Genomic DNA, 23,626 nt, shown 5'->3' with positions numbered 1-23,626 from the left:
ATGAAATTCGATACTCCCGCGACACAGAACCCGATCGATCAGCTCAAGGTCGTGGGCCAGCCCGTCGATCGCATCGATGGACCGCTCAAGACCAGCGGCCAGGCCCCTTACGCGTACGAGCACCACGACATCGCGCCGAATCCCGCGGTCGGCTACGTGGTGGGCGCGGGGATTGCCAAGGGCGCCATCACGGCCATCGATACCGAGCTTGCGAGCCGGGCGCCGGGTGTACTGGCCATCGTGACCGCGCAGAATGCCGGCAAGCTGGGCAAGGGCAAGATGAACACGGCCACGCTGCTGGGCGGTCCGGACATCCAGCACTATCACCAGGCGATTGCGTTGGTGGTGGCCAATACGTTCGAGCAGGCCCGCGCGGCCGCCAAACTGATTCGCGTACAGTACGTCCGGCGCGAGGGCGCCTTCGACCTGGCTGCGCAGAAGCGGGACCACGGCGACGCCGCAAAGCACATCCCGAAGACGGACGCGGGCGACTTCGACGCTGCGTTCGCCGCGGCGCCGGTCACGGTCGATCACACCTACACCACGCCCGACCAATCGCACGCGATGATGGAACCGCACGCCTCGCTTGCAGTCTGGAAAGGCGACAAGCTCACGATATGGACGTCCAACCAGATGATCGCCTGGGGGCGGTCCGATGTGGCCCGGACGCTGGGCATTCCCAAGGAGAATGTGCGCCTGATCTCGCCCTACATCGGCGGCGGCTTCGGCGGCAAGCTGTTCGTGCGGGCGGACGCCTTGCTGGCGGCGCTGGGCGCCCGAGCGGCCGGCAGGCCGGTCAAGGTGGCGCTGCCGCGTCCGCTGATCATCAACAACACGACGCACCGGCCCGCCACGATCCAGCGCATCCGGCTGGGCGCGGGGCGCGACGGCAAGCTGACGGCGATCTCGCACGAGAGCTGGTCTGGCGACCTGCCGGACGGCCAGCCCGAAGAGGCCGTGCAGCAGACCAAGCTGCTGTATGCCGGCGCCAACCAGCGCACCGCGCTGAACCTGATGACGCTGGATCTGCCCGAAGGCAACGCGATGCGCGCACCCGGCGAGGCGCCCGGCATGATGGCGCTGGAAATTGCCATCGACGAGATGGCGCAGGCGCTGGACATGGACCCCGTGCAATTTCGCGTGCTCAACGATACGCAGGTGGATCCCACCGATCCGTCGCGGCCTTTTTCACAGCGGCGTTTCGTCGAATGCCTGCAGACGGGCGCCCGGCATTTCGGCTGGGATAAGCGCGATCCCAAGCCCGGCGCGCGGCGCGAAGGACGTTGGCTCATCGGGCTGGGCGTGGCCAGCGCCTTTCGCAACAACCTGGTGACCAAGTCGGCCGCGCGCGTGCGGCTGGACGCGGCGGGGCGCGTCATCGTTGAGACCGACATGACCGACATCGGAACGGGCAGCTACACCATCATTGCGCAGACCGCCGCCGAGATGCTGGGCGTGCCGCTGTCCCGCGTGGTGGTGCGGCTAGGCGATTCGGCCTTTCCCGTATCCGCAGGCTCGGGCGGGCAGTGGGGCGCGAACAGTTCCACGGCGGGCGTGTATGCCGCCTGCGAAAAACTACGGACGCTGATCGTGGAGCGATTGGGATTCGACGCGCAGGGCGCGGTATTCGCCAACGGCGCGGTCACGGATGCCAGCGGACGCAGCGCGCCCCTGACGCGCGCGGTGTCGGGCGGCGAGCTCATTGGTGAAGACGCCATCGAGTTCGGCGACCTGGACAAGAAATTCCAGCAGTCCACGTTCGGCGCGCACTTCGTGGAAGTGGCCGTGGACGCCGCCACCGGCGAGACCCGCGTGCGCCGCATGCTGGCGGTCTGCGCCGCAGGCCGCATCCTCAATCCCAAAACGGCGCGCAGCCAGGTCATCGGCGCGATGACCATGGGCGTGGGCGCGGCATTGATGGAGGAGCTGGCGGTTGACCATCGCGCGGGATTCTTCGTGAATCACGACCTGGCAAGCTACGAGGTCCCCGTCCATGCCGACATTCCGCGCCAGGAGGTCATCTTTCTGGACGAAGACGATCCGGTGTCATCGCCAATGAAGGCCAAGGGTGTCGGAGAACTGGGCCTGTGCGGCGTGGCGGCGGCGATTGCCAATGCGGTGTACAACGCGACCGGCGTGCGCGTGCGGGATTATCCCGTGACACTGGACAAGCTGTTGGCGCAGATGCCGTCTGATGCGTGATGCGTTGCCGCCGTGCGCTATGCTGGCGCGATGACAAAACACGACTATCAAGACGCGCTGCGCCGCATCCTGGACGCGCACACGGCGGCCGCTTTGCGCACGCTGGCCAGCATGTTTGCGCGATTGCCCGAGAAGGCGCGCGAAATCCAGTTCGGCATCTTTCCCGACCAGGGCGGCGAGGGGACCTTCTCTGTGGTGATCGGCCTGGAGGGGCCGGATCTGTATGTGCTGAACAAGGCCATCGAAGGGTACCGCGATCTCTTTGACGTCGTGCACGGCGAAAAGGGGTTGGAGCCGCCGGTGCCCATGTTCTCCAGCGAGCCGGCGTTCTGCGTGCAGGACGCGATTGCCGACGTGGCGGCCGATTGGGTTGAATCGCTATGGGAGCAAGGCGGCCGCCTCGTATCGCCCGTGCCGGCGATGGTGTATGCCCAAGACGATTACGGAACCGACCTGCCGCGCGCATTGCCGGGGACATAAGCGGGTTTCGTTCAACACAGATCAAACAGTCCGGCCGTTTTTCGCCGGCGTGACATCAAGCCTATTTAGAATGCCGGCGGGCGCAGACCGCCCGGTGCGCGGCCATGCCGCGCGTCTCGAATCATTAAAAGGCTTGATCATTCATGTGCCGTCACTCCCGCTTGCGCAGCCGCATCGCGCAATCGCTCCATCGTCTTTGCGCGGTGTTGCCTGTTCTTCTGCTGGCGGCGCTGCTTGCGCCGGCCGCGCACGCGCAGTCTTCTGCGCCGCTTCAGTGCGGACTGTACGAGTACGACGGCGGAAGGGGCCAGATGCGGGTGCTGAGTTCCAACCTCATCCGCAAGAGTGCGCTGAACGGTCCCGAGCTGCTTTACTACAAAATCGAAAACGGCAAGCTGGGCTTCTATAACCTGGACCTTGGCCTGGACGATGAATACAAGCTTGCCCCGGACGGCAAGTCGATCGACGTGGGCTTTGAACAGGTCTACGTGCTGAAGACGCCCGCCCCGTGCGCCGCGCCCACGGAACTGCCGCAGACCAAGGTCTGGCCGTTGTGCTGGAAGGCCGGCTTGATGGAGTGCCTGAACGCCTACAACGAGACGTCCGTGCAGGAACTGGAGCGCATGTGCGCAAGCGGCCTGCCGTTCGTGTGCAAGAAGCTGCCGGACGCCTGGCGCGAAGCCGGCGGGCTGGAACCCGGCGAAGGCGGCCAGCCCGCGCCGCTGGGCGAGGCGGCGCACAAGACGCTGCAGGCCGCGTGCCTGAAGGGCATCTCCGCCAGCACGTGCACGCTGGCGGCCGAAGAAGCCTGGACCGCGGGCCGATACCTGGATGCCCGGCCCATGCTGCAACATGCGTGCGCGGCGCCGATCGCCAGTCCCGATGCGTGCACGCTGGCCGACAGCCTGGCGCCGCTGACCGCCGAGGCGTTGGCGCAGGCCGCGCCGGCACAACTGCCGCAGGGCACCTTCAAGCGTCCGATTGGCACGTTGCGCAAACTGGTCTTCGGGGCGGATGGCGTGGTTAAAGACGACGGATCGCTGACCATGAAGGCGCGCCGGGAAGGCGGCCTGATCAAGATGCAGCACAACCAGGGCGGGGACTTCGTCCTCAAGCCGCTGGGTGACCGCTTGCTGCTCGGGGTCGATTACTGGAATCGCCTGGCGCTATTCGTGCGCGCTGACAATTAAAGCCTGTCGCCATTACCCCGGCAGGCGGCGTAGCTGCAGCTTGCCGGTGGCGAAGGCGAATTCGTACGCGTACACGGCGTCGATGGCGTAGGCATCGGGGCCGTGCGGTGCATCTTCCGCGACGATGCCGCGCAGCACAATGCGCCCGGCGACGCGGTCCAGCACGGCGTAGGCCGTGTGGCCTTGGCGCAGACCGGCGTCGCGCAACCGGTCTGCGATGCGATACGCCTGCAATACGTTCATGCGCGGCTGCACATAGATGCCGTGGCGCGCTTTGAAGTCATTGTCGGCGCGCAGCGTGGCGATGGCCGTATAGCAGGCCTCGCGCAGGCTCGCTTGCCGCTCAGTCACGATATGCGGCGCGGGCAGGGCGGCGGCATCGACCATCCACCATGCGTCGGCCCCGTCTTCCAGGCTTTGCAGGAAGGTTGCCGGCTCGCCGCCGATGAACTCGATCCGCCCGTGATAGCCCTTGTCGAGCAAAGCCCGATACTCGGCGCGTTGCGCTGCGGGGAGCAGGCTGATCGTCGGCTCCGGGGCAAGGCCGGCGTGCGCAATGCGGCCCAGCGCCCGCCACGCCGCGTCGTCCAGCATGGCGCCGTCCTGGCGCAACGCATCCATATCCGCAAAGACCGCCACCCTCCAGCGTGCGCTGCCGTAGATGGACGTCGCCTGCAACGAGAACGCGTCGCCCTGCAGACCCAGCGCCTGCAATTGCGCCAACGTCGCCTTTTGCCGCGCCACGTGCCGGTCTTTTTCCTGGCGCGCGGCGTCGATGCGGCCGGTCAGCGTGGCCAGCCCCTCGTCCGGTCCCAGCCGCACCATGAATTGCTCGGTGTCGATGCGGTCCTGCAGGTAGATGCCGTATACGCCGTTCCAGCGGGCCAGCGGCGCCGAGGGCCGCAGCGGACGCATGCTCACGATGTGCAGGTCGGCGCCGTAGTGGTCCGTGATCGTGCGTTCGACGTCGCGTATCGGGCCTTTGCCGGTGCAGGCGCCCAGCAATGCGGTGAACAGGCACGCAATTGCCGTCAGCCGCTTTCTTGTGTTTGTCATCGGAACTTCTGTGGCCAGCGCCCCGGCGGGCGCCGCTCGGCTGCAAAGAGCGCGAGTGTAACGAACCGGGCCACGGTGGCACGGCTTTCGCTGTAGTGCGCGTTGATGGCGGACAAGCCGGTGGGATATCCAGTCCCCGCCCAGGGAAGCGAAACATTCGCAACAACGTTTTACGACGGGCGGGGCACGCACGCCCCGTAGTCTCGCCAAGATGCATCATCTGGCCTGCCACCATGTGTTTCAGTTGCCAATCCAGATGTTGCGATCCGTATGCAACCCGGTAGGATGCGCGCACATTGCTCCAGCCCATTTCCACCGAGGATCGATCTCATGTCCCTGCCGCGCCCGCGACTTGCTCTTTCTGCCCTGATGCTCGCCCTGACCCTGTCGGGCTGCGTCACGATCCCGGATTCGAACGGCGCGGGCACCGCGGACGACAAGCGTTATGGGCAATTGGTCGATCTGATCGGCGAGGCGATGAAGGACGGCATGGCGGTGGTGCTGGTCGCGGACCTGATGCCGCACGCCACGTTGAAGGACGCCATGAAGATGACGACGTGGACCGGCAATACCGTCTGGATGTTCGAGCCCGATCCGCGCATCACGTTCGGGCGCAAGTTCCAGAACAACTCGCTGCAACGCGACAAGGACACGACGTACCTGTTCAAGGCCTTCGAGGTCCACATCCTGCCGCCCGGCAAGTACCTGCTGACGGGCGGGGACGACTACAAACTCCATGCCAAGCTGGACGACATCGGCGCGCGCGCCGGCGCGGTGGGCTCGGGCCGTGGCGCCAACGGCACCACCTATCTGTCGCCGGAGCTGTATCGCGAGTTCTACAAAGAGACCAATTGGCACGAAGGCACGACGGGCAGCCAGACTCGAATCGAGAAGGTCTGCACAGCCGTGCACCGCGCATCGGGCGCCTGCGTGGCCTGGGGCGAGCAGCAGGTCACCGAGACCACGCCCGGATCGCGTGCCGGTTATTACGAAGACACCACGTCGCGCGACATCCCCGCCATCAAGGTGCAGTCGCGCGTGGTGCCCAAGCTGGCGCTGGCCAGCTTCACGCTCAAGGGCGGCGACTTGGTGCTGAGCCAGCGCATGCACATGAGGACGCCCAGCTACAAGTTCAAGCAGTCCGCGTGCCGCGCGGTCGATCCGAAGATGATCGAGTGCCCGCTTGAGGACTTCACGGTGTACACGTGGCCGGCGCCGATGGACTTCGCGCAGAAGTACTTCGCGCAGCGCACGAACCTGACCGACGCGCAGCGTGAGCTGCTGGCCAAGCTCAAGCCGATGCAGATCACGCCGTTGGGCAAGCAGGGCATGCAGGATCCGGTGTGGGGCGTGCCGCTGTCGCTGGGCAACCGGAAGTAGGCCGGATCGGTCCACAAGCTGCGGGCCGCTGGCCAAGTGCCGTGGCACCGCAGGGCATCCGTTTTCGCGCATAAGCGAATCGCGGAAATTTCATATTGAATGAGTTTGATTCTTAGTTATACTCGGACACATCTGCGCGGGCGGTCACGCCGTTCGTGTGGATCTCCGGTCTACGTACCAATGCAGCGGGCGTTTCGGCTTCGGCGGAACGTTTCGGTACGCCGGCGGGCCGGCGCATAAAGACAATAAAAACCAGCGTTGACAGCATCACCCAAGCGCATTCCTCGAGCGACGACGCATCGACGGGTTGACCGTCGAACGTCCGCCGCGCCCGCCGTCCTTCGTACAGAACCTGGAGCACTGCATGCCTGTCCCCACCCGTCGCCGCAAGCTCGCGATCGCCTTGTCCGCCGCCCTGGGCGCGCCCACCGCTTTCGGCCCCTCCGCCTTCGCGCAGTCGTCCGGCGCCAATCCGCCGGTGCCCCAATTGCCCGCCGTCACCGTGACGGGCGCCAGCGAGAACAAGCCGGATGAAATGCCGCCGGTCTACGCGGGCGGCCAGATCGCGCGCGGCGCGCGGCTGGGCATGCTGGGCAATGTGGACATGATGAGCACGCCATTCAACGTGACGGCGTACACGTCGGAACTGGTGTTGAACCAGCAGGCGCGCAGCCTGGCGGACGTGATGGCGAACGATCCCGGCGTCGTCAGTGCGGGGCCGTGGTTCTTCGACAACTTCAATATCCGCGGCTTTGTCGTCAACCGCGCGGAGATCGGTTTCAACGGCCTGTACGGCATCGCCAATTCCGAAGGCGTCCAGCTTGAAGGCTTGGAGCGCATCGAAGTCCTCAAGGGGCCGAGCACGCTGCTCAACGGCAGCGCGCCGCGCGGCACGGCGGGCGGCGCGATCAACCTGGTGCCCAAGCGGGCGGACGACACGCCGCTGACGCGTTTTACGACCAGCTATGTGGGCGACGCCAACCTGGGCGCCAACGTGGACATCGGCCGGCGCTTCGGCCAGGACAACAAGTTTGGCGTGCGGCTGAACGCGGCCTATCGCGACGGAGAAGGGTCGGTCGACAACGAGAAGCCGCGCGCCTCGAACGTGACGCTGGGGCTGGACTACCGTGGTGACCGGCTGCGCGCCAGCGCGGACCTGGGCGCCAGCAACCAGAAGGTCAGCGGCGCGCGGAACAATTATTTCGTCACGACCGCGTTTCCGCCGTCGGCGCCGCGCGGCGACATCAACCCGTATCCGTCGTGGTCGTACCAGGACAAGGATTATGCGTTCGCCATGGTGCGCGCCGAGTACGACTTGACCCGCAACTGGAGCATCGGCGGCGCGTTCGGTCTGGCCGAGACGACGCGCAAGGCCAATTCGCCGTGGGGCGTCATCATCAACGACGCCGGCGACCTGGATTTCACGGCGTTCGGGCTGAAGGAACGCAACAAGACGCGCAGCGGCGAGTTGAACACGCGCATCCAGTTCGACACCGGCCCCATCAAGCACAGCGCCGTGCTGGCCGTGACCGACTACGATTCGAAGGTCAGCGGCTATCAGCCGCAGTCGTCGTGGAACGAGTTCAGCAACATCTATCACCCGACCAGCCTGTCGGAGCCCGACAACTTCAGCCTGGACGGCACGATGGTGCCGCAGAACGACATGACGCTGCGCAGCTATGCCATCACCGACACGCTGTCGATGCTGGACGAGCGCGTGCTGCTGACGCTGGGCATGCGCCATCAGAAGATCGACGTGAATTCCTATGTCTGGAATACCGGCGCGTGGCAGTCTAACTACACCCGCAGCGCCAACACGCCGGCGGTAGGCCTGGTCGTCAAGCCGACCGACAAGCTTTCCCTCTACACCAACTACGTCGAGGCGCTGGCGCAGGGCGCCGTGGCGCCGGCCACCGCGGTGAACGCGGGAGAGGTGTTCGAACCGTTCGTATCCAAGCAGTTTGAAGTGGGCGCCAAGATGGACTGGGGCACGTTCTTCACGTCGCTGAGCGCCTTCCAGATCAAGCGGCCCAGCGGGTTCCTGGGCGCGGACAACGTGTATCGCCTGGCGGGCGAGCAGCGCAATCGCGGGCTGGAATTGTCCGTCGCCGGCGAGGCCGCGCGCGGCCTGCGGCTGCTGGGCGGCGTGGCGTGGACGCGTGCCATCCTGACCGAAACCCCGGGCGGTGAATTCAACGGCGCCAAGGCGTCGGGCGTGCCGACGTGGTCGGTCAAGCTGGGCGCGGAATACGACATCGCGCAGGTCCCCGGGCTGACCGCGACAGCGCGCATGATCTACACCTCTTCCATCCCGTGGGATGCGGACAACAACGCCACCGTGCCGGCCTGGACGCGTTTCGACGTGGGCGCACGCTATGCAACCCGCATCGCCGCCCGCAACGTGGTGTTCCGGGCGGCTGTGGAGAACGTGTTCAACCGCCGCTACTGGGATTCGTCGCCCGCGTACCAGATGGTCACGTCCGCCGCACCGCGCACGTACATGCTGTCGGCCAGCGTCGACTTCTGATGGCCGCAGGCCGGCATTGGCTGGGAGAGCGCCAGACCTGGGTCTGGCTGCACCGCTACGCCGGTCTGCTGACCGCGCTGTTCCTGACGGTGGCGGGGCTGACCGGCAGCATCCTGGCGTTTGGCCACGACATCGACGCGTGGCTCAATCCCGATTTTCACCGGGCGCGTTCCACTGCGCCGCCGCTGGGCTTTGATGCGCTGGCGGCGCGCATCGAGGCATCGGATCCCGCGCTGCGTGTCGACTACGTGACGCATGATGGCACGCCCGGCCGCACGGCGCTGGCGTTCGTGTCGGCGCGGGCCGGACGTCCGCCGCTGGGCTATGACGAGGTGTACGTCGACCCGGGCACCGGCGAGATCCAGGGCAAGCGTTCGCGCCGGGCCTGTTGCCTGCAGGCCGAAAGCTTCGTGCCCTTCATGCTGCAGATCCATCACAGCCTGTATGTGCCGGGCTTGTGGGGGTGGTGGTTCATGGGCGGCATCGCGCTGATCTGGCTGGTGGACAGCTTTGTGGGTGTTTACCTGACGTTGCCGCGCGGCGGGCTGCGCATGGCGAAATGGAAGCCCGCATGGCTTATCAAGCGCGGCGCGGGAGCGTACCGGCTGAACCTGGACCTGCATCGCGCCTTTGGATTGTGGCTATGGCTGGCGCTGGTGCTGCTGGCGCTGAGCAGCGCCTACCTGAACCTGCGCGAAGAATTGTTCCGGCCGGCCTTGTCGGCCGTGTCGACGCTGACGCCGATTCCCACGGCCAGCACGCCGGCTGCGGGGCGCGATGCGCTGTCCGTAGTGGGCTTTGACGCCGTTCGCGCCCGCGCCAACGCGTATGCCGAGGCGCAGGGGTGGCCGCAGCGCGTAAGCGGCGTCAGCCACTTCAGCGAACTGGGTCTGTATCTGGCGCTGCTGTGGCCGTCGCATCACGACCGGGGGCTAGGCCTGGGATCGCCCATGCTGTACTACGACGCGCACACCGGCGCGCGGGTGGGGGTGACGCAACCCGGCCACGGCACTGCGGCCGACGTCTTCACGCAGATGCAGTTTCCGCTGCACAGCGGCCAGATCGGCGGGCTTGCCGGCCGGATCGTGGTCTGTGCGCTGGGGCTGATCGTTGCGATGCTGAGCGTAACCGGCGTGGTGATCTGGTGGAAAAAGCGGCGGTCGCGGGAAGTCTCGGAGCGGCGTGCGGGGCGCGGCTGACCAGGGCGACGCCCCAGCTGGCCGGATTGCTACCAATGTCGGATGGTCGTAGTCATTCCGGCTACTTGAGTGGCTGAAAAACTGCGCATAGATTGACCAAGGCCGATTTGCCGTTGTGCGGATCGGCCGTATGGATGGTCCGCAGCAGAAAGTGTTCAGTGGTGCGTTTTCTCTGTCTTTGTCAGGGAGCCCATTCTTGGACGTCCACCTCCTTCGTGCAGACCGGTGCGCCTCACGCACACGCCGTCTATCCCCGTTCGCGCCGCTCCATACCGCCGCCTCGTTTTGCGGCGGCGCACTGTCGTCCCTTTCCCCTCGTTTCCACTGACCTTGATCCACGGAGCGTGCCCGCCACATCGACACCGAACGCGCATTAGCTAGAAAAAACATCGTCGTGCATGTTGGAAGTCCCCTCAGTGAACTTCGCCAAACACATCCATTAGGAGCGACAACAATGAAGCTAACTCGCCGCAAACTGAACGCAGGGGGATTGGCCCTGCTGGCTGCAGGATCGCTCGGGCCGGCCTTCCGGGCCTCGGCCGCCGCCTCGGAAGGGCTGGTCGCCAATCTGCCTGAAGCCGATGAGCGTTTCGTCCTGGCCACCGACGCCTACATCTACGCCTACCCGCTGGTGACCATGGAGATGACCCGCCGGGTGATCACCAACGTCGCCGATCCCAAGGGCACGCGCGCGCCGATGGGCCAGCTCATCAAGTTGCGCCAGTACCCGGACGCCAAGTTCCGCGACGTGACGGCGCCCAACGCCGACACGCTGTACACCACGGCGTTTTTTGATGTGGGCGACGAACCCTGGGTCGTCAGCCTGCCCGACCTGAACGGCCGCTACGCGCTGTTTCCGCTGCTGGACGGCTGGACGACCGTGTTCGACGTTCCCGGCAAGCGCACGACGGGCACGGGCGCGCAGACCTTCATCGTGACGGGGCCGGGCTGGGAAGGAACGGTGCCGCAGGGCATGAAGCAGTACAAGTCGCCGACAAGCATTGTCTGGCTGCTGGGCCGCATCTATTGCACGGGCACGCCCGAAGATTACGCCGAGGTGCACAAGCTGCAGGACCAGGTGAAGCTTGCGCCGCTGAGCGGCTGGAGCAAGGACTGGAAGGCGCCGCAGGGCAAGGTCGATTCAGCCATCGACATGAAAACGCCGGTGCGCGACCAGGTCAACAACATGGATGCGACCGAGTATTTTTCGCTGTTCGCGCAACTGCTCAAGCGCAATCCGCCGACGGTGGCCGATGCGCCCATGGTCGAGAAACTGGCGACGATCGGCATCGTGCCGGGCCAGGATTTCGACAAGTCCAAGCTGCCCGCCGACTTCGCCAAGCGTGTGCCGGAAACCGGCTTCGCACGCATCATGGCGCACTTCCGGTCCAACGATGGCGACATCCAGCACATCGATGGATGGGGCTTCACGACCAAGACCGGCATCTACGGCACCAACTATCTGCAGCGTGCGCTTATCACCGCGATCGGGCTGGGCGCGAACCGGCCGCAGGACGCGGTCTATCCGACCTCGTTGCGGTCCTCCAATGGGGCGATTCTTCGCGAATACAACGGCTCGGAAAAGTACGTGCTGACCTTCCGCAAGGGGCTGACTCCGCCGGTGTCGGGGTTCTGGTCGCTGACCATGTATGACCAGAACTACTTCTTCGTCGATAACCCGCTGAACCGCTATTCCATCAGCGAACGCCAGCCGCTCAAGCGCAAGCCCGATGGGTCGATTGATCTGCTGATCCAGAACGAATCGCCGGGTCCGGAGATGGAGTCGAACTGGCTGCCGGCGCCCAAGGGCCGGTTCATTCTGATGATGCGTCTGTATTGGCCGAACGAAAGCGATCCTTCCATCATCAATGGCTCGTGGACGGTGCCGCCGGTGCGGCGCGTGAGCTGACGCGGTCATGGCGGCAGGGCGCGCCCAGGACCTTCCGGGGTGCGGCCCGCCTGTCTGCATACGCCTTCGGGCCGGAGGACACGCGATGAAAATGCACGTCTTTGCCTGTGCGGCATGCGCGGCGCTGCATGCCGGAACCGCGTTTGCGGCCGAGCCGCAGACGGCGCCCGCCGTCGACGCAGCAGTTTCCGACGAATGGAAGTTTTCGGTGTCGCCGTATTTATGGGCGCCGGCGCTGTCCGGGAAGATCACGCATCGGCGGCTGCCGCCCGTCGACGTCGATGCGAGCTTCGACAAGATCCTCGACAACCTGGATTTCGCGGCCATGCTGATGGGCGATGCGCGCAAAGGCCGGTACAGCATCTTTGGCGACCTGCTGTACGTGAAGGTCGGCGCGCAAGGCGACACGCCGCGGGGAATTCTGGCCGACAGCGCGGACGTGAAGAACGAGTCGTTCACGGGCATGATCGGCGCGGGCTATTCCGTGCTGGACAGGTCAGAGCACAGCCTGGACGTGGTGGGCGGCCTGCGGGTCTGGTCGGTGGACAACAGCATCAGGTTCAATGGCCCGCTGACACGGGGCACAAAGCACAGCGACAGCGCGACGTGGGTGGACGCCATGGTGGGCGTTCGCGGCACCTACAACTTTCATTCCAGGGCCTATCTGACGGGCTGGGGCATGATCGGGGCAGGGGGCGCGCAGGCCGACTGGGACCTGGGGCTTGGCGTGGGCTACAACTTCAACAAGTCGGTGTCGGCCACAGTGGGATACCGCGCGATGGGCGTGGACTACGAACGCAACGGCTTCAAGTACGACGTGGTGTTGCAGGGGCCGATCGCGGGGCTGACGATCCGGTTTTGAACGACGTGCCCCGCAGTGGGGTCAGCGCAGGTCGGCCACGTTGACGGAGGTGGCGCCGCAGGCCTGCACCAGTTCAGGGTCGTGGCTGGCAAACAGCACGACGCGGTCTTGCGCCCAGCGCTTGAACACGTCTGCCAGCACGCCGCGCGCCTGCGCGTCCAGCCCATTGCTGGGGCCGTCGGCCACGACGACCGCCGGATTGCCCAGCGCGGCGGCGGTCAGGTAGACCTTGCGCCGCGTACCGGTGGACATCTGCTCGAAACGCTTGTCCAGATGCGGCTCAAGACCGAGCTGGCGGGCCAGTTCCCATATCGAGTCATCCAGCGTCACGCCTTTGGCTTGGGCCGCCTGTTCCAGCAGGCCGCGTCCCGTTTGCTCGGGAAACGCCATGCAGTTGTCCGGCACGTAAGCCATGCGGGACTGCGCGGCTTGCGGCGCGTCGCGCAGCGAGTGGCCGTCGATGTGCACGTCGCCGCTGTCCGGCGCGAGGGCGCCGGCGATGATGTTCAGCAGGCTGGACTTGCCGGTGCTGTCTTCTTCGCACAGCGCCACGCAGCCCGGCGCAAAGGTATGCGTCAGTCCCTGGAACACGATGTAGTCGCCGTAGCGCTTGCTGAGATTGTCGATGCGTAGCATGCGGCAAGTGTACGAGAGGAACGCGTTCCGCGGCCACTGGCAGGCGAGGCCGTATTCGATCGGGTCGAGCAGGCCATGGGTTGTCGTGTCCGGACCCGGCCGTTAGCATCGGCGGCTACCCGCCAAAAAAAACCGGAGACTTCATGACTGCGCCCATTCCTGAATTCACCCATGCCGTCGTGACGCGCGACGCACGCGGCGTCTATACCCTGCAGATCCACGATGCCAAAAGCCTGAACATCCTGGCGTCGGCCGTCACACTGAGCCTGACCGAGGCGGCGCGCTGGATCGCGGCGCAGGATGACGCGCGCGCCGTGGTGATCCGCGGGACGGGCGAGAAGGCCTTCGTGGGCGGGGCCAATATTCATGAAATGGCCGAGCTGGACCCGCCCGGCGCACGTGCCTTCATCACGCGGCTGCGCGACCTCTGCGATGCGGTGGCGGACATTCCCGTGCCGACCATTGCCCGGTTGCCGGGCTTTTGCCTGGGCGCCGGCATGGAGCTGGCGGCCGCCTGCGACATCCGGCTGGGGTCGGCGGACGGCGTGTTTGGCATGCCGGAGGTGCGCGTCGGGATTCCCTCGGTGATCCATGCGCTGCTGTTGCCTGCGCTGATCGGCCAGGGCCGGACCAACTGGCTGCTGCTTACCGGCGAGACGGTGGATGCGGCGCAGGCGCGGGATTGGGGGTTTCTGGAATTTCTATGCGAGCCGGGCGGGCTGGACGCGCTGGTCGAACGGACCGTGGCGCCGATTGCCGCCAGCGGCCCGCGCGCCGTGCGGTCGCAGAAGGCCTTGCTGCGTTACTGGGCGGAATCGTCGATCCAGGCCGGTTTGGACCGTAGCGTCGAGGCCTTTGGTGAAGCCTTCACCACCGACGAGCCGCGCCGGTGCATGGCGCCGTTCCTGGCGCGCAAACGGCATCGCTAGGCAAGACGAAGGGGCGCTGCAACGGGCCCCGCAGGACGCGCGCCGCGGTGCTTGCGCAAGAGGGGCTTCGCGCATTCAGACAGGAACGCCATGTGCTGACGTTCAAGGATGTCACCGCACAAGGAGCCGACATGATGGCCGAAACGAACGAAATGGAACGCTGTATCGATAGCTGTCTGACCTGCTATCGCTCGTGCGTGAAGACTGCAATGCACCATTGCCTGGAAGCCGGCGGCGATCACGTCGAACCGCATCATTTCCGGCTGATGATGGGCTGTAGCGAAATCTGCCGCACCGCGGCACACGCAATGCTGGTGGGCGTGGAAAACCACAAGGTCATCTGCGGCGCCTGTGCCGCAATCTGTGACGACTGCGCAGCCAGTTGCGAGGGCATCGAAGGCATGGCGGACTGCGCGCGCGTGTGCGGCGAATGCGCCGAGATCTGCGGCAGGATGGCGTCTTGAGCGGTCGGGAAGACGGGTACGCAATGACAAGCCCCGCAAGCGGGGCTGTCCCGGATCACTTCCGGAGATGTTCGCGCACCGCTGTTGCCGACGGCCCGACCGCTTTCACGGCGTCGCGCAATTGGGCTTCGCTGACGCCGAGCGCCTGGGTCCAGTAGCGCAGCTCATGCGTTTCGTTGACATTGATCCGGGAACGGTCCTGGGGACCGCGTTTGCTCAGGTCGTCTGACATGTTTCTATCCTCCGGGTTGAGACGCCTCGGAGGTCAGCAAGCGTCATGCCCGCGCCCAGCGGGCATTTTTGTCATTGCACGCGGGTCGGCGTCGCCACGCGCGAGGTCTGGGCGGGCATGCGCTCGACCGTCAGCGCAGCCGGTTCAGCCGTGGATGGCCGGACCACGACGGCCTTGTTTGCGCTGGCGGCGCCCAGATTGGGCAGATCGGCAGGCCGTGCGGCCACGGCCGTGAACGGGCCGCCGCCGCTGGCCGGAACGCCGTCCAGCGTCAGGTTGGCAGCCCAGACGCCACGTTGGCGCGACAGCACCTGATAGCGCTGCGGTGCGCCGGCGGCGCGTGCAACCAGATACAGCGTGCCGTCGACCAGGCTGATGGCGGGTGGCGATGCGGCTTCGGCGTCCAGCTTGCCGAGCTTGCCGTGTTCAAGCAGCCAGAGCTGTCCGCCCGCGCGCTCCAGGATCGCGAGCACGACGTTGCCGGCGTTGTCGGCGTGGATGGCGGGGCGGCCGATGTAGGGCACGCCCAAGTCGGCCGGCGCGCTCCAGTCCATGTTCAGGTCGGTGGTGTCGCCGGCTTCGACCAGCTTGGTCAGGTGGTTGTTGGCGCGCTGGCGGAAGTAAAGCTCGACGCGGTCTTCGTGATTGCGGATGGCGGCCAGTCCGCCGGCCGCTTCCGGCGCGGCAACGCGGCGCCAGCCTTGCCATTCCGACCGTTGGCCCTTGGCGGCCGGGAGCTGGCGGGTATAGAAGAGTTCGCCTTTGGCGGCGATCGCAAACACCACATAACGTCCATCCGAACCGCGCGCGGCGGCCGGTGAGCCCGAGGCGCCTTCCAGCGGCGGCAGCGCCTGCCAGGTGCTCCAGCTGCCGTCGATGCCGGACGGCGTGATCCAGTGCAGCACGCCGTCATAGCCCAGCGCGACGGCGGCGGCCTCGCCGCGCGGCGCGACGGCGGGGATCTGCGTGACGCGCAGGCCGCCCAGCGCCTGCCACCCCTGCCAGGTGCCGTCATGGCGCTGTTTGTTGGCCCAGACGCCGCCCAGCGGGTCGCGCGCCATCAGGCCGGCCGTGCCGTCGGCGTGGGCAAACGACACCACGGGGCCGGTGGTCCGGCCGCCCAGGCTGTGCCAGCGCTTTTCGCCGGAATCCCAGCTGTTCACGGCGGCGTTGGTCTCGCCCGCGGCAAACACGACGAGTCCGCCGCGTCCGTCGGGGTAAACCTGCGGGGCAACGTCGTGCCGGGATACGTAGTAGGCGCGCTGCACCCACGCGGCTGCAGGCCCGGCGGGTTCCTGGCAGCCCTTGGGGCCGGCGCAATAGTGGTAGTCGTTCCAGGCGTAGTGCTGGAAGATCACCGACTTGCTGGCGATTTCCGACTCGGCCAGATTGGTGGCGCGTTCCTGGCTGGGGTAATCGATATAGCCGGTTTCGGCATAGTTGCCAGGCGCCCGCAGCATGGCTTCGCGCGCCAGCCGGGCGCTGGCGATGTGGTCGGGGTGGCCGTGGCCGGCGCAGCGCCAGCACAGCTGGGTATACGGCACGCTGATCGTGTCGTCCAGGTGCCGGACGGTGGTGGGGCCGTACTGGCGGATCATTTCGGCCAGCGTGTCCACAAGCTGCTCGCGCGTGTAGACCTCGGCGTGCGGGCCCAGCGTGTCCACGCTTTGGTTGGGTTCGGACTCCGTGCGGCTCAGCGGCGTCAGGCTGCCCCAGCCTTTGCCTAGCCAGGGATCCTTCAGGCGCATGTGCCACAGCTGCACGCGCGGGTTGCCGGTCAGCGTGAAGCGCGCAATCTGGCGGCCCGCGACGATGCCGGTGTCTTCCTTCCATGCGTCGGGCTGATGCGCCATGTAGGCGTACGCGGCGCGCACGCCGCGCTCGCGACCCAGCATGTAGCCTTCGCCTTCGCCGGCGTCGCTGGCGGTCAGGTAGACCAGGCGCACGCAGCCGCCGGCCTCGATGTTCGAGGCGACGTCCGGATTCATGAAGAGCAGGTCGTCATCCAGATGGGCAACGAAGGCCAGGTCCTTGATGCCGTGGCATTCGGCCAGCGTCGGTGGCGCGGCCAAGGCGTGGGTGGAGAAGAGGGCTGCGGCCAGGCAGCAAAGCGCCTGGCACAGCGGGCGCAGCAGGGCAGTAAAAACGGGCATAAAAAAAGCGCTGCATGTTGGAGGTGCAGCGCGTCTTGTGGGTGGTAAAGAGTGCGGAAAGTATAGCTGCGGCGCGGCTGCGGGCTGCAATAGGCGCTTGCCCGGTGTGGCGTGGCGCCGACGTTTTGCAATGCGATAAATGGGGACGTCCGAGTGGTGTCCCCCGTTCATTCAACGCGCCGATTCGGTGCTGACCACCAGCTTGTCCGCCCGCGTCGAACGCGCCCGGCGTTCCAGCATCACCGCCCACAGCCACAACGGCATGCTGGCGATGGCGAGCAGGCTGCCGACCCAGCCGGTCGACGTCCACCCGAACCCGGCGGCAATCGCGAGTCCGCCCAGGAACGGCCCGAGCGCGTTGGCGGTGTTGAACGCGGAATGGTTGAGTGCCGCGGCCAGCCCCTGCGCGTCGCCAGACACGTCCATCAGGCGCGTCTGCAACACGGTGCCCAGCGCGCCGCCCACGCCCACGAGGAACACGTTCAGCGTGATCAGCCACACGTTGTGCGCCATGAACGGAAACAGGGCCAGCACCACGGCCGACCACAGCAGCAACAGGCCGGCCGTGCGCATGACGGCGCGATCGGCAAACACGGGCACGACCATGTTGCCCACCGTCAGGCCGACGCCGAAGGCGCTCAGCACCAGCGGCACCGTGGCGGGAGAGACCTGCGTGACGGCGGTCAGCGTGTCCGCCAGGTAGGTGTAAATGGAGAATAGCCCGCCGAACCCGACCGCGCCGATGGCCAGTGTGATCCACACCTGGCCGCGGCCCAGCGCGCTCAGTTCGCGCAGCGGGCTGGCGTGCGGATCGGCGGCCGTGTCCGGCGCATAGGCGCGCACGCTCAGCATGGTCAGCACCGCCAGCAGCGACACCAGGCCGAAGCTCCAGCGCCAGCCGATGACCTGACCCAGCCAGTTGGCCAGCGGCACGCCGACGATGGTGGCGACGGTCAGGCCCAGGAACACGCGGCCCACGGCCACGGTCCGCCGGTTGGCGGGCACCATGGAACTGGCCACCAGCGAGGCGATGCCGAAGTAGGCGCCATGCGGCAAGCCGCTCAGGAAGCGGAAGAACAGCATCCAGTGGTAGTTGGGGGCGATGGCGCTCAGACCGTTGCCGATGGCGAACAGGCCCATCAGTGCGATCAGCAGCCGGCGGCGCGGCATGCGGGCGCCCAGCACAGCAAGGATGGGCGCGCCAACCACGACGCCCAGCGCGTACGCGCTGATCACATGGCCGGCGGTGGGGGCGTCAATGCCCAGCGACTGCGAGAAGTAGGGAAGCAGGCTCATCGTCGCAAATTCGGTGGTGCCGATCGCGAAGCTGCCAATGGCTAGCGCCAGCAGCACCAGGGCGGGCCGGTGCTGTGCGGAAATGAGATGGGACATGAAGACTGGAAGGAGAGGATTGCGGAATGCTGCGATGCAACAGGGGCATTGTAGAGGGCCGAACCTGTCATTTGCATGTCGGATGTTGTCGTGCTTGCCGATCGGCGACAGGGGCGTTTTCTCAGGCGACGCGGTGGCGTTGGCGCTTGTTGATCTATGTCGTATTTGAGCGTCCAAATATAAGAAATCTTTGATGGTTCGGGTATTCGGGGGTCAGTAGATTGAAAGAAAAATCCTTATCGATCAATTAGTTAAGGGTTTTTTTTGAGATGAATTCTTCGATAACGTCTGCGCCTTCGCGCTGGGTGGATATGCCATGAACCACGTCCTGTCGTCTGTATGCAATGCAACCGAAATCTTTCGAGGAAGTGTGCGCCGCGTCGTCCGCTTGCGCGTCGCCTGCAGCAGCAAGCGCCTCGCCGCGTCTGCCGCAGGCGTACTTTTGGTCGGTGCCGGAAGTCTGGCATTGGCGCCCGCTGCCCGCGCCAGCGGGGAATTGCAGCTATGTGACCCCTCCGCGGGAAGCGGGATCAGAGTCAACGCCTATCCCTCACCCAACTCCGTCCTTAACTGCTCTGCGCTCGGCGAGGCCTTTTCCCTGAATAACGTCGCGAGCACCGGCATGGCATCGGGATCGCCCCTGTCGTCAGCCCGGGTGACCGGGTATGACGATGGCACGCTGGAATTGAAGGGCGAAAACGGCATCCACATGCTGAACAGCCTCTACATGAACGGAAACCAGATCACTCAGGTGGGCGCGGGCGTGTTGTCGTCCATCAGCCTGGACGCGGTGAATGGATCGCAGCTTTACGCGACCAATCTGCAAGTGCAAGCCAACAGCACGGCGATCACGACGTTGGGCGCCACTGTCGCGCAGAACACGGCCAACCTGAACACGCTGACCACCAACCTCAACAACGGTACCGTCGGTCTGGTCCGGCAGGATGCAATCACCGGCGCCATCTCCGTGGCCGCCTCCACGGGCGGCAATGTCATCGACATGACGGGTACTGACGGCACGCGCACCGTCACCGGCGTCGCCAACGGCGTCATCTCGGCAACCAGTACGGACGCCGTCAATGGCAGCCAGCTCTACGCCCTTACGCAACAGGTCGGCCAACTCAATGCCGCCAATGCGTACGTCAGCGTCGACGGCGCGGGCGATGGCAGCGACAACGCGGCAGCGGGCGCGGGCACGATGGGCGCGGCGGTCGGGGCCAACGCGACGGTCTCCGCGTCCAACGGCGTGGCTGTCGGCGCCAATGCATCGGCGGCAGCGGCCAACAGTGTGGCGCTGGGCGCGGGTTCGGTGGCCGACCGCGCCAACACCGTGTCTGTCGGCGCGCAAGGCGCCGAACGCCAAGTCACCAATGTGGCGGCAGGCGCGCAAAGCACCGATGCCGTAAATGTTGGTCAACTGAACCCCGTGGTGGCCGGCCTGGGCGGCGGTGCACACGTCGACACGGCCACGGGCGTCGTCACCGGCCCGGCGTATCAGTTTGATGGCCAGACGTACTACAACGTCGGCGACGCGCTCGGTTCGCTGGACACCACTGTGCAACGCAACCGCGAAGGCCTGGCCCGTCTGGACAACCGCATCGACCAGACCAACCGCGCCATCGACGACGTTGCGCGCAACGCCTATTCGGGCATTGCGGCCACCACGGCGCTGACCATGGTGCCGGAAGTCGATCCGGGCAAGCGGTTTGCGCTGGGCGTCGGCGCGGCCACGTATCGCGGCTACCAGGCCGTTGCAGTGGGCGCGTCGGCACGTGTGAACGACCGCGTCAAGCTCAAGGCCGGCGTGGGCATGGCCTCGGGTGGGCCCACGGCCGGGATCGGCGCATCGATGCAGTGGTGATGGCCGCGGGATCACACCGTCACGACATTCAACCCGCCGTTTGCCAGCACTTCCGGATTCGCGCCCGACACAAACAACCGGAAATCGTTGTGCGCGAAGTTGCCGATCACCTTGGCCTGCGTGGCGATGAGGGCGCCGGCGTCGCCGTTGGTCAAGAGGTTGTTGCCGGTGACGGCGGCGTCGAATGCCGGGAAGTGGCTGTAGGCCTCCAGCGCGTTGTCGGCGGCGCGCAGGCAGCGCCACGCGGCGAACTCGCCGCCCGTCTGAATGATGGTCAGCATGGCGCGCGCCGCTTCGGCGCCGAGCCGCAGGCTGGACAGATGATTGCTTTGCAGCGTCAGCGTGCCATCGCCTTCGGGCACCATCTTGCCCGTGCGGATGCCGCCGCCCAACAGCTTCAGTTGATCCGTCGTCAGTTCCGGAAAATCTCCTGATTCCGCAAAGAGCGCGATGCCGCCGCGCAGTCGGTTGTCGCGCACAGTGGTGTCGGCGTCGTTGTCCAGCAGCGCCAGCGCGCAGGACATCGGATCGGCCAGCAGCGCGGCGGCAAGCGCGGCGATGGCGGGGCGCAGGCGCTTGGCCGCTGGCGTTTCGCGGCCCAGCTGCGTGGCCAGCGTCGTCAGGGCCGACTGGATGCGCGGCGTCATCGTCAACGCGTTGCCGGCGGCGCCGGCGCGCAGCAGCGCGGCGATCTCGGTGGTCATCGCCTTGCGCGCGTCCAGGGGCTGGCGCGATAGTGCCGAGGCGGCGCGATCGTCGTCATCGTCCAGCACTGCCTCGGAGGAAAGCGCGCGCTTTAACGCGGCCAGCGTCGGGGCGCGCGTGAAGAGCTGGTCGAGGCGTTCGGCGTTGCCACGGCCGGCGGCATAAAGACGGCAGGTCTCGATGTGCACGCGCCGGCTGCCGTCGACCCGCACCAGGCTGTTGCCGGGCCCGGCCGGCCCCGCGCAGTCGACGCGCGACAGCCGCAGGTCGGCGCATTGGTTGAAAGCGATCGCCGCCGGCTGGCCGCGCCGCGTGATCACCAGGTCGGCGATGGACACGCTGGCAAAGCCGTCCAGGCTGAACATGCGTTCATCCAGCATCAGCCGGCTGGCCGGGCCGCACCCATGGAGCATCAGGCGCACGCGCGGCCCCTTGAGGATGAGGTCATCGTCCAGCTTGTGTTCGCCGGGCGTCAGGCACAGGCAGATGTCCATGCGGTCCTGTCCGATGAGCGTGCGCAGCGCGTTGTCCAGCGTCGGGAAATCGCCCGCCGGGCCAACGGTAAGGCAGCAGCCGCCGCCGTGCGTGCGCCGGCACAGCGCATCCAGGGCTTCTTGCACCGAATAGGCCTGTTCCGCGAGCAGGTCCGCGCAGTTGCGCGGGTCGTAGGCCACCTCGGACGCCAGCGCCAGGGTTGCCGTGTAGCGCAGCGGCAGGTAGCGATCAGGCGCGGGCTGGCCCGCGCGCAGCAGTTGCGCCGTGGCGCGTTGCACGGGGCGGGCGGCATCGCAGGCAAGGGACCAGGCGATGGACGCCACGCCGTCGGCGCCGGTCGCCACGTCCTGCGTGGCCGTGCCATTGGGCAGGCGGCCGGCGTCCACCGTAAAGCGCACGACGGCGCCCGCCACCGGCAGGCTGCCGTTGGCCACGCCCGCGCGCAACTCGGAAGGCAGCGGCACGACATCCGGCGTCATGGCGGGATTGGGCTTGACGCTCTGCCCGTCGCCGCCCGCGTAGTAAAGCTGAGTCAGTTCCGTCAACGCGGGAAAGAGCGGGCGGCAATCGCTGATGGCGGTCCACGCGCCGGCCTGCCAGCGCAGCAAGGCCAGCCGTGCAAACGCCCGCAGGATCCCGTCCGGCGCGTTGAAGGCGGGCTTGCCGTCGGGCATTTGCGGCCATTCAATGGAGGCGGTGGCGGTGCGCGCGGGAATCAGCCAATAGTCGCCCACGCGCAGGCGGCCTGGGGAAAACTTGATCTCGACGCCGTCCTGTTCCAGCTCCACCCAGCCGGCGTTGGCGCTGTTGATGGGCGCGGGCGTGATTTCCGCGACGCCGTCCCAACGGCGCACGCGCGGATTGGACGGAAAGCGCGCCGCATCCAGCGCATGGCCGATCAGGCTGGCCGGATCGATGGTGACCGTGTTGCCGTCGGTGCGCACCACCTGCGCCAGCGGGCCCGGCTGTCCCAGCAGTTCGTGCGTGTCATCCAGAAATTCGACCCAGCAGCCCGCGGTGATGGCCAGCACGTCGTCGCGGCCGATGCTGGCGACCTCGAATTCGTTGGCCACGGGGTCGTCCAGCCAGCGCACCACACGCGACAGGATGCTGCCGTTTTCGCGCGACCACTTGTAGCGCGCCTTGCCCGCGCCCGCGCCGTCCTGATGGATCTCGACGCGGTAGAGATGGTTTTCCAGCAGACGATAGCCGGCGTCGGGCGGCAACTGGCACGGCGTCTTGGGCGGCACGCTGGCTTCGGCGCGCGCGGCCATGCGCGCATCGGGCGGGGCGATCAGCGCATCCCATGCCGGCAGCGCCGACAGGCAGGTGAGGGCGGCGTCGGGCGCGCCGACCTGCATCAGCTTGACCTGCCACACCGTCTTTTCGCGGGTGGCGGTGTCGGGGCCGCCCAGCGCGACCTCGCGCATGCTGGTGTCGCCGGCCGGCAGGTCGAGCGTGCACAGGTGGCGTTGCCACGCTTCCAGATAGGCCAGGTACATGCCCTCGGGCGGCGGCGCAGCTTGCCCGCTCGATCCGAAGACAACCACGCCGTCGATGTCGGCCGGCGTGAGGGCGGGCGGCGGCAGCGGCAGGACGGACGCGCCAGCCGGCAGCACGGGCGATGCCGTCGGCGGCATGTCGGGCTGCTTGGCCACGGTGGCGGGCTGCGGGTTTTCGCACAACAGGCCGTCCAGATACAGGCGGCCTGCCGACAGCGACAGGTCTTTGCCGGCAGGCGCCAGCGCAAACCCCGGCGCGGCCAGCGGCACGCCCACCCGGCCGACCGTGTCCGCCGTCTCGGTTTCGATGCGGCGGTTCAGGATGTCCTGCTGCTCGTTCCAGTCCGAATCCATCTGCACGCGGCCCTGCTGCATGCGGACGGCCCGGTAGCGCCGGGCGGGGTCGAAGGTGAGGCGGCTGAGATCGGCTTTCATGGTGTTGTTCCCGAAGA

Annotated in this window: 17 protein-coding genes and 2 pseudogenes; 12 read left to right on the top strand and 7 right to left on the bottom strand. The window is 66.6% G+C overall.

Features of this window, described 5'->3' with window-relative positions:
- The 3 genes from paoC (at position 1) to AB3147_RS23110 (ending at position 3,872) form a co-directional block, all read left to right on the top strand.
- A complete protein-coding gene (gene paoC, locus AB3147_RS23120; protein WP_367353071.1) occupies positions 1 to 2,202 on the top strand; it encodes an aldehyde oxidoreductase molybdenum-binding subunit PaoC in 2,202 nt (733 codons plus the stop codon).
- Between the two features lie 30 nt (positions 2,203 to 2,232).
- The gene (locus AB3147_RS23115) at positions 2,233 to 2,682 is read left to right on the top strand and encodes a DUF6389 family protein (protein WP_367353070.1); all 450 of its coding nucleotides are present in this window, start codon (positions 2,233 to 2,235) and stop codon (positions 2,680 to 2,682) included.
- 143 nt (positions 2,683 to 2,825) lie between these two features.
- Complete coding sequence (locus AB3147_RS23110) at positions 2,826 to 3,872, top strand: hypothetical protein (RefSeq protein ID WP_367353069.1); 1,047 nt, start codon at positions 2,826 to 2,828, stop codon at positions 3,870 to 3,872.
- Positions 3,873 to 3,884: 12 nt separating this feature from the next.
- On the opposite strand, the gene AB3147_RS23105 is transcribed toward AB3147_RS23110, so the two are convergent.
- Positions 3,885 to 4,928 carry a hypothetical protein gene (locus AB3147_RS23105; RefSeq protein ID WP_367353068.1) on the bottom strand — a complete coding sequence of 348 codons (1,044 nt, stop codon included), beginning with the start codon at positions 4,926 to 4,928 and terminating at the stop codon, positions 3,885 to 3,887.
- A 330-nt stretch (positions 4,929 to 5,258) separates the two neighbouring features.
- On the opposite strand from AB3147_RS23105, the gene AB3147_RS23100 reads away from it, so the two are divergent.
- Positions 5,259 to 6,308 (top strand): hypothetical protein, encoded by a 1,050-nt coding sequence (locus AB3147_RS23100; RefSeq protein WP_367353067.1) that lies wholly within the window; start codon positions 5,259 to 5,261, stop codon positions 6,306 to 6,308.
- A 112-nt stretch (positions 6,309 to 6,420) separates the two neighbouring features.
- Here AB3147_RS23100 and AB3147_RS23095 read toward each other — a convergent pair whose 3' ends face one another.
- Positions 6,421 to 6,669, bottom strand: a complete 249-nt coding sequence (locus AB3147_RS23095; protein WP_367353066.1) for a hypothetical protein — start codon at positions 6,667 to 6,669, stop codon at positions 6,421 to 6,423.
- Positions 6,670 to 6,672: 3 nt separating this feature from the next.
- Here AB3147_RS23095 and AB3147_RS23090 point away from each other — a divergent pair, with 3 nt between their 5' ends.
- From AB3147_RS23090 to AB3147_RS23075, 4 genes are all read left to right on the top strand, one after another.
- Positions 6,673 to 8,835: a TonB-dependent receptor gene (locus tag AB3147_RS23090; protein ID WP_367353065.1), complete on the top strand. Its 2,163-nt coding sequence runs from the start codon at positions 6,673 to 6,675 to the stop codon at positions 8,833 to 8,835.
- Positions 8,835 to 10,034: a PepSY-associated TM helix domain-containing protein gene (locus AB3147_RS23085; protein ID WP_367353064.1), complete on the top strand. Its 1,200-nt coding sequence runs from the start codon at positions 8,835 to 8,837 to the stop codon at positions 10,032 to 10,034. The genes AB3147_RS23090 and AB3147_RS23085 overlap by 1 nt, the downstream gene beginning before the upstream one ends.
- A 454-nt stretch (positions 10,035 to 10,488) precedes the next feature.
- Positions 10,489 to 11,943, top strand: a complete 1,455-nt coding sequence (locus tag AB3147_RS23080) for a DUF1254 domain-containing protein (RefSeq protein ID WP_367353063.1) — start codon at positions 10,489 to 10,491, stop codon at positions 11,941 to 11,943.
- Between the two features lie 85 nt (positions 11,944 to 12,028).
- Positions 12,029 to 12,805: a hypothetical protein gene (locus AB3147_RS23075; protein WP_367353062.1), complete on the top strand. Its 777-nt coding sequence runs from the start codon at positions 12,029 to 12,031 to the stop codon at positions 12,803 to 12,805.
- A gap of 21 nt (positions 12,806 to 12,826) precedes the next feature.
- Here the strand turns inward: AB3147_RS23075 and AB3147_RS23070 are convergent, their stop codons facing one another.
- Positions 12,827 to 13,441 (bottom strand): ABC transporter ATP-binding protein, encoded by a 615-nt coding sequence (locus AB3147_RS23070; RefSeq protein WP_367353061.1) that lies wholly within the window; start codon positions 13,439 to 13,441, stop codon positions 12,827 to 12,829.
- A 143-nt stretch (positions 13,442 to 13,584) separates the two neighbouring features.
- On the opposite strand from AB3147_RS23070, the gene AB3147_RS23065 reads away from it, so the two are divergent.
- Complete coding sequence (locus AB3147_RS23065) at positions 13,585 to 14,370, top strand: enoyl-CoA hydratase (RefSeq protein WP_367353060.1); 786 nt, start codon at positions 13,585 to 13,587, stop codon at positions 14,368 to 14,370.
- Positions 14,371 to 14,501: 131 nt separating this feature from the next.
- Positions 14,502 to 14,834: a four-helix bundle copper-binding protein gene (locus AB3147_RS23060; RefSeq protein WP_367353059.1), complete on the top strand. Its 333-nt coding sequence runs from the start codon at positions 14,502 to 14,504 to the stop codon at positions 14,832 to 14,834.
- Between the two features lie 55 nt (positions 14,835 to 14,889).
- On the opposite strand, the gene AB3147_RS23055 is transcribed toward AB3147_RS23060, so the two are convergent.
- The 3 genes from AB3147_RS23055 to AB3147_RS23045 form a co-directional block, all read right to left on the bottom strand.
- Complete coding sequence (locus AB3147_RS23055; protein WP_175122700.1) at positions 14,890 to 15,066, bottom strand: DUF3606 domain-containing protein; 177 nt, start codon at positions 15,064 to 15,066, stop codon at positions 14,890 to 14,892.
- A gap of 71 nt (positions 15,067 to 15,137) precedes the next feature.
- Positions 15,138 to 17,219: a PIG-L family deacetylase gene (locus AB3147_RS23050; protein ID WP_175122701.1), complete on the bottom strand. Its 2,082-nt coding sequence runs from the start codon at positions 17,217 to 17,219 to the stop codon at positions 15,138 to 15,140.
- A gap of 171 nt (positions 17,220 to 17,390) precedes the next feature.
- Positions 17,391 to 18,611: an MFS transporter gene (locus tag AB3147_RS23045; protein WP_367353058.1), complete on the bottom strand. Its 1,221-nt coding sequence runs from the start codon at positions 18,609 to 18,611 to the stop codon at positions 17,391 to 17,393.
- 316 nt (positions 18,612 to 18,927) lie between these two features.
- On the opposite strand from AB3147_RS23045, the pseudogene AB3147_RS28310 reads away from it, so the two are divergent.
- Both AB3147_RS28310 and AB3147_RS28305 read left to right on the top strand, forming a co-directional pair.
- Positions 18,928 to 20,028 (top strand): annotated as a pseudogene (locus tag AB3147_RS28310) (hypothetical protein); the annotation flags it as partial.
- A gap of 204 nt (positions 20,029 to 20,232) precedes the next feature.
- Positions 20,233 to 20,472 (top strand): annotated as a pseudogene (locus AB3147_RS28305) (YadA C-terminal domain-containing protein); the annotation flags it as partial.
- Between the two features lie 11 nt (positions 20,473 to 20,483).
- Here the strand turns inward: AB3147_RS28305 and AB3147_RS23035 are convergent.
- On the bottom strand, positions 20,484 to 23,609 hold the full coding sequence (locus AB3147_RS23035) for a DUF6519 domain-containing protein (RefSeq protein ID WP_367353056.1): 3,126 nt from the start codon (positions 23,607 to 23,609) through the stop codon (positions 20,484 to 20,486).
- Positions 23,610 to 23,626 lie beyond the last annotated feature (17 nt).

Origin of the sequence: Achromobacter animicus, from assembly GCF_040775605.1 — a bacterium.
GTDB classification, from domain to species: domain Bacteria; phylum Pseudomonadota; class Gammaproteobacteria; order Burkholderiales; family Burkholderiaceae_B; genus Achromobacter; species Achromobacter animicus.
The sequence above is the reverse complement of the archived record's forward strand: the minus strand, read 5'-3'. Positions and strand labels throughout refer to the sequence as shown.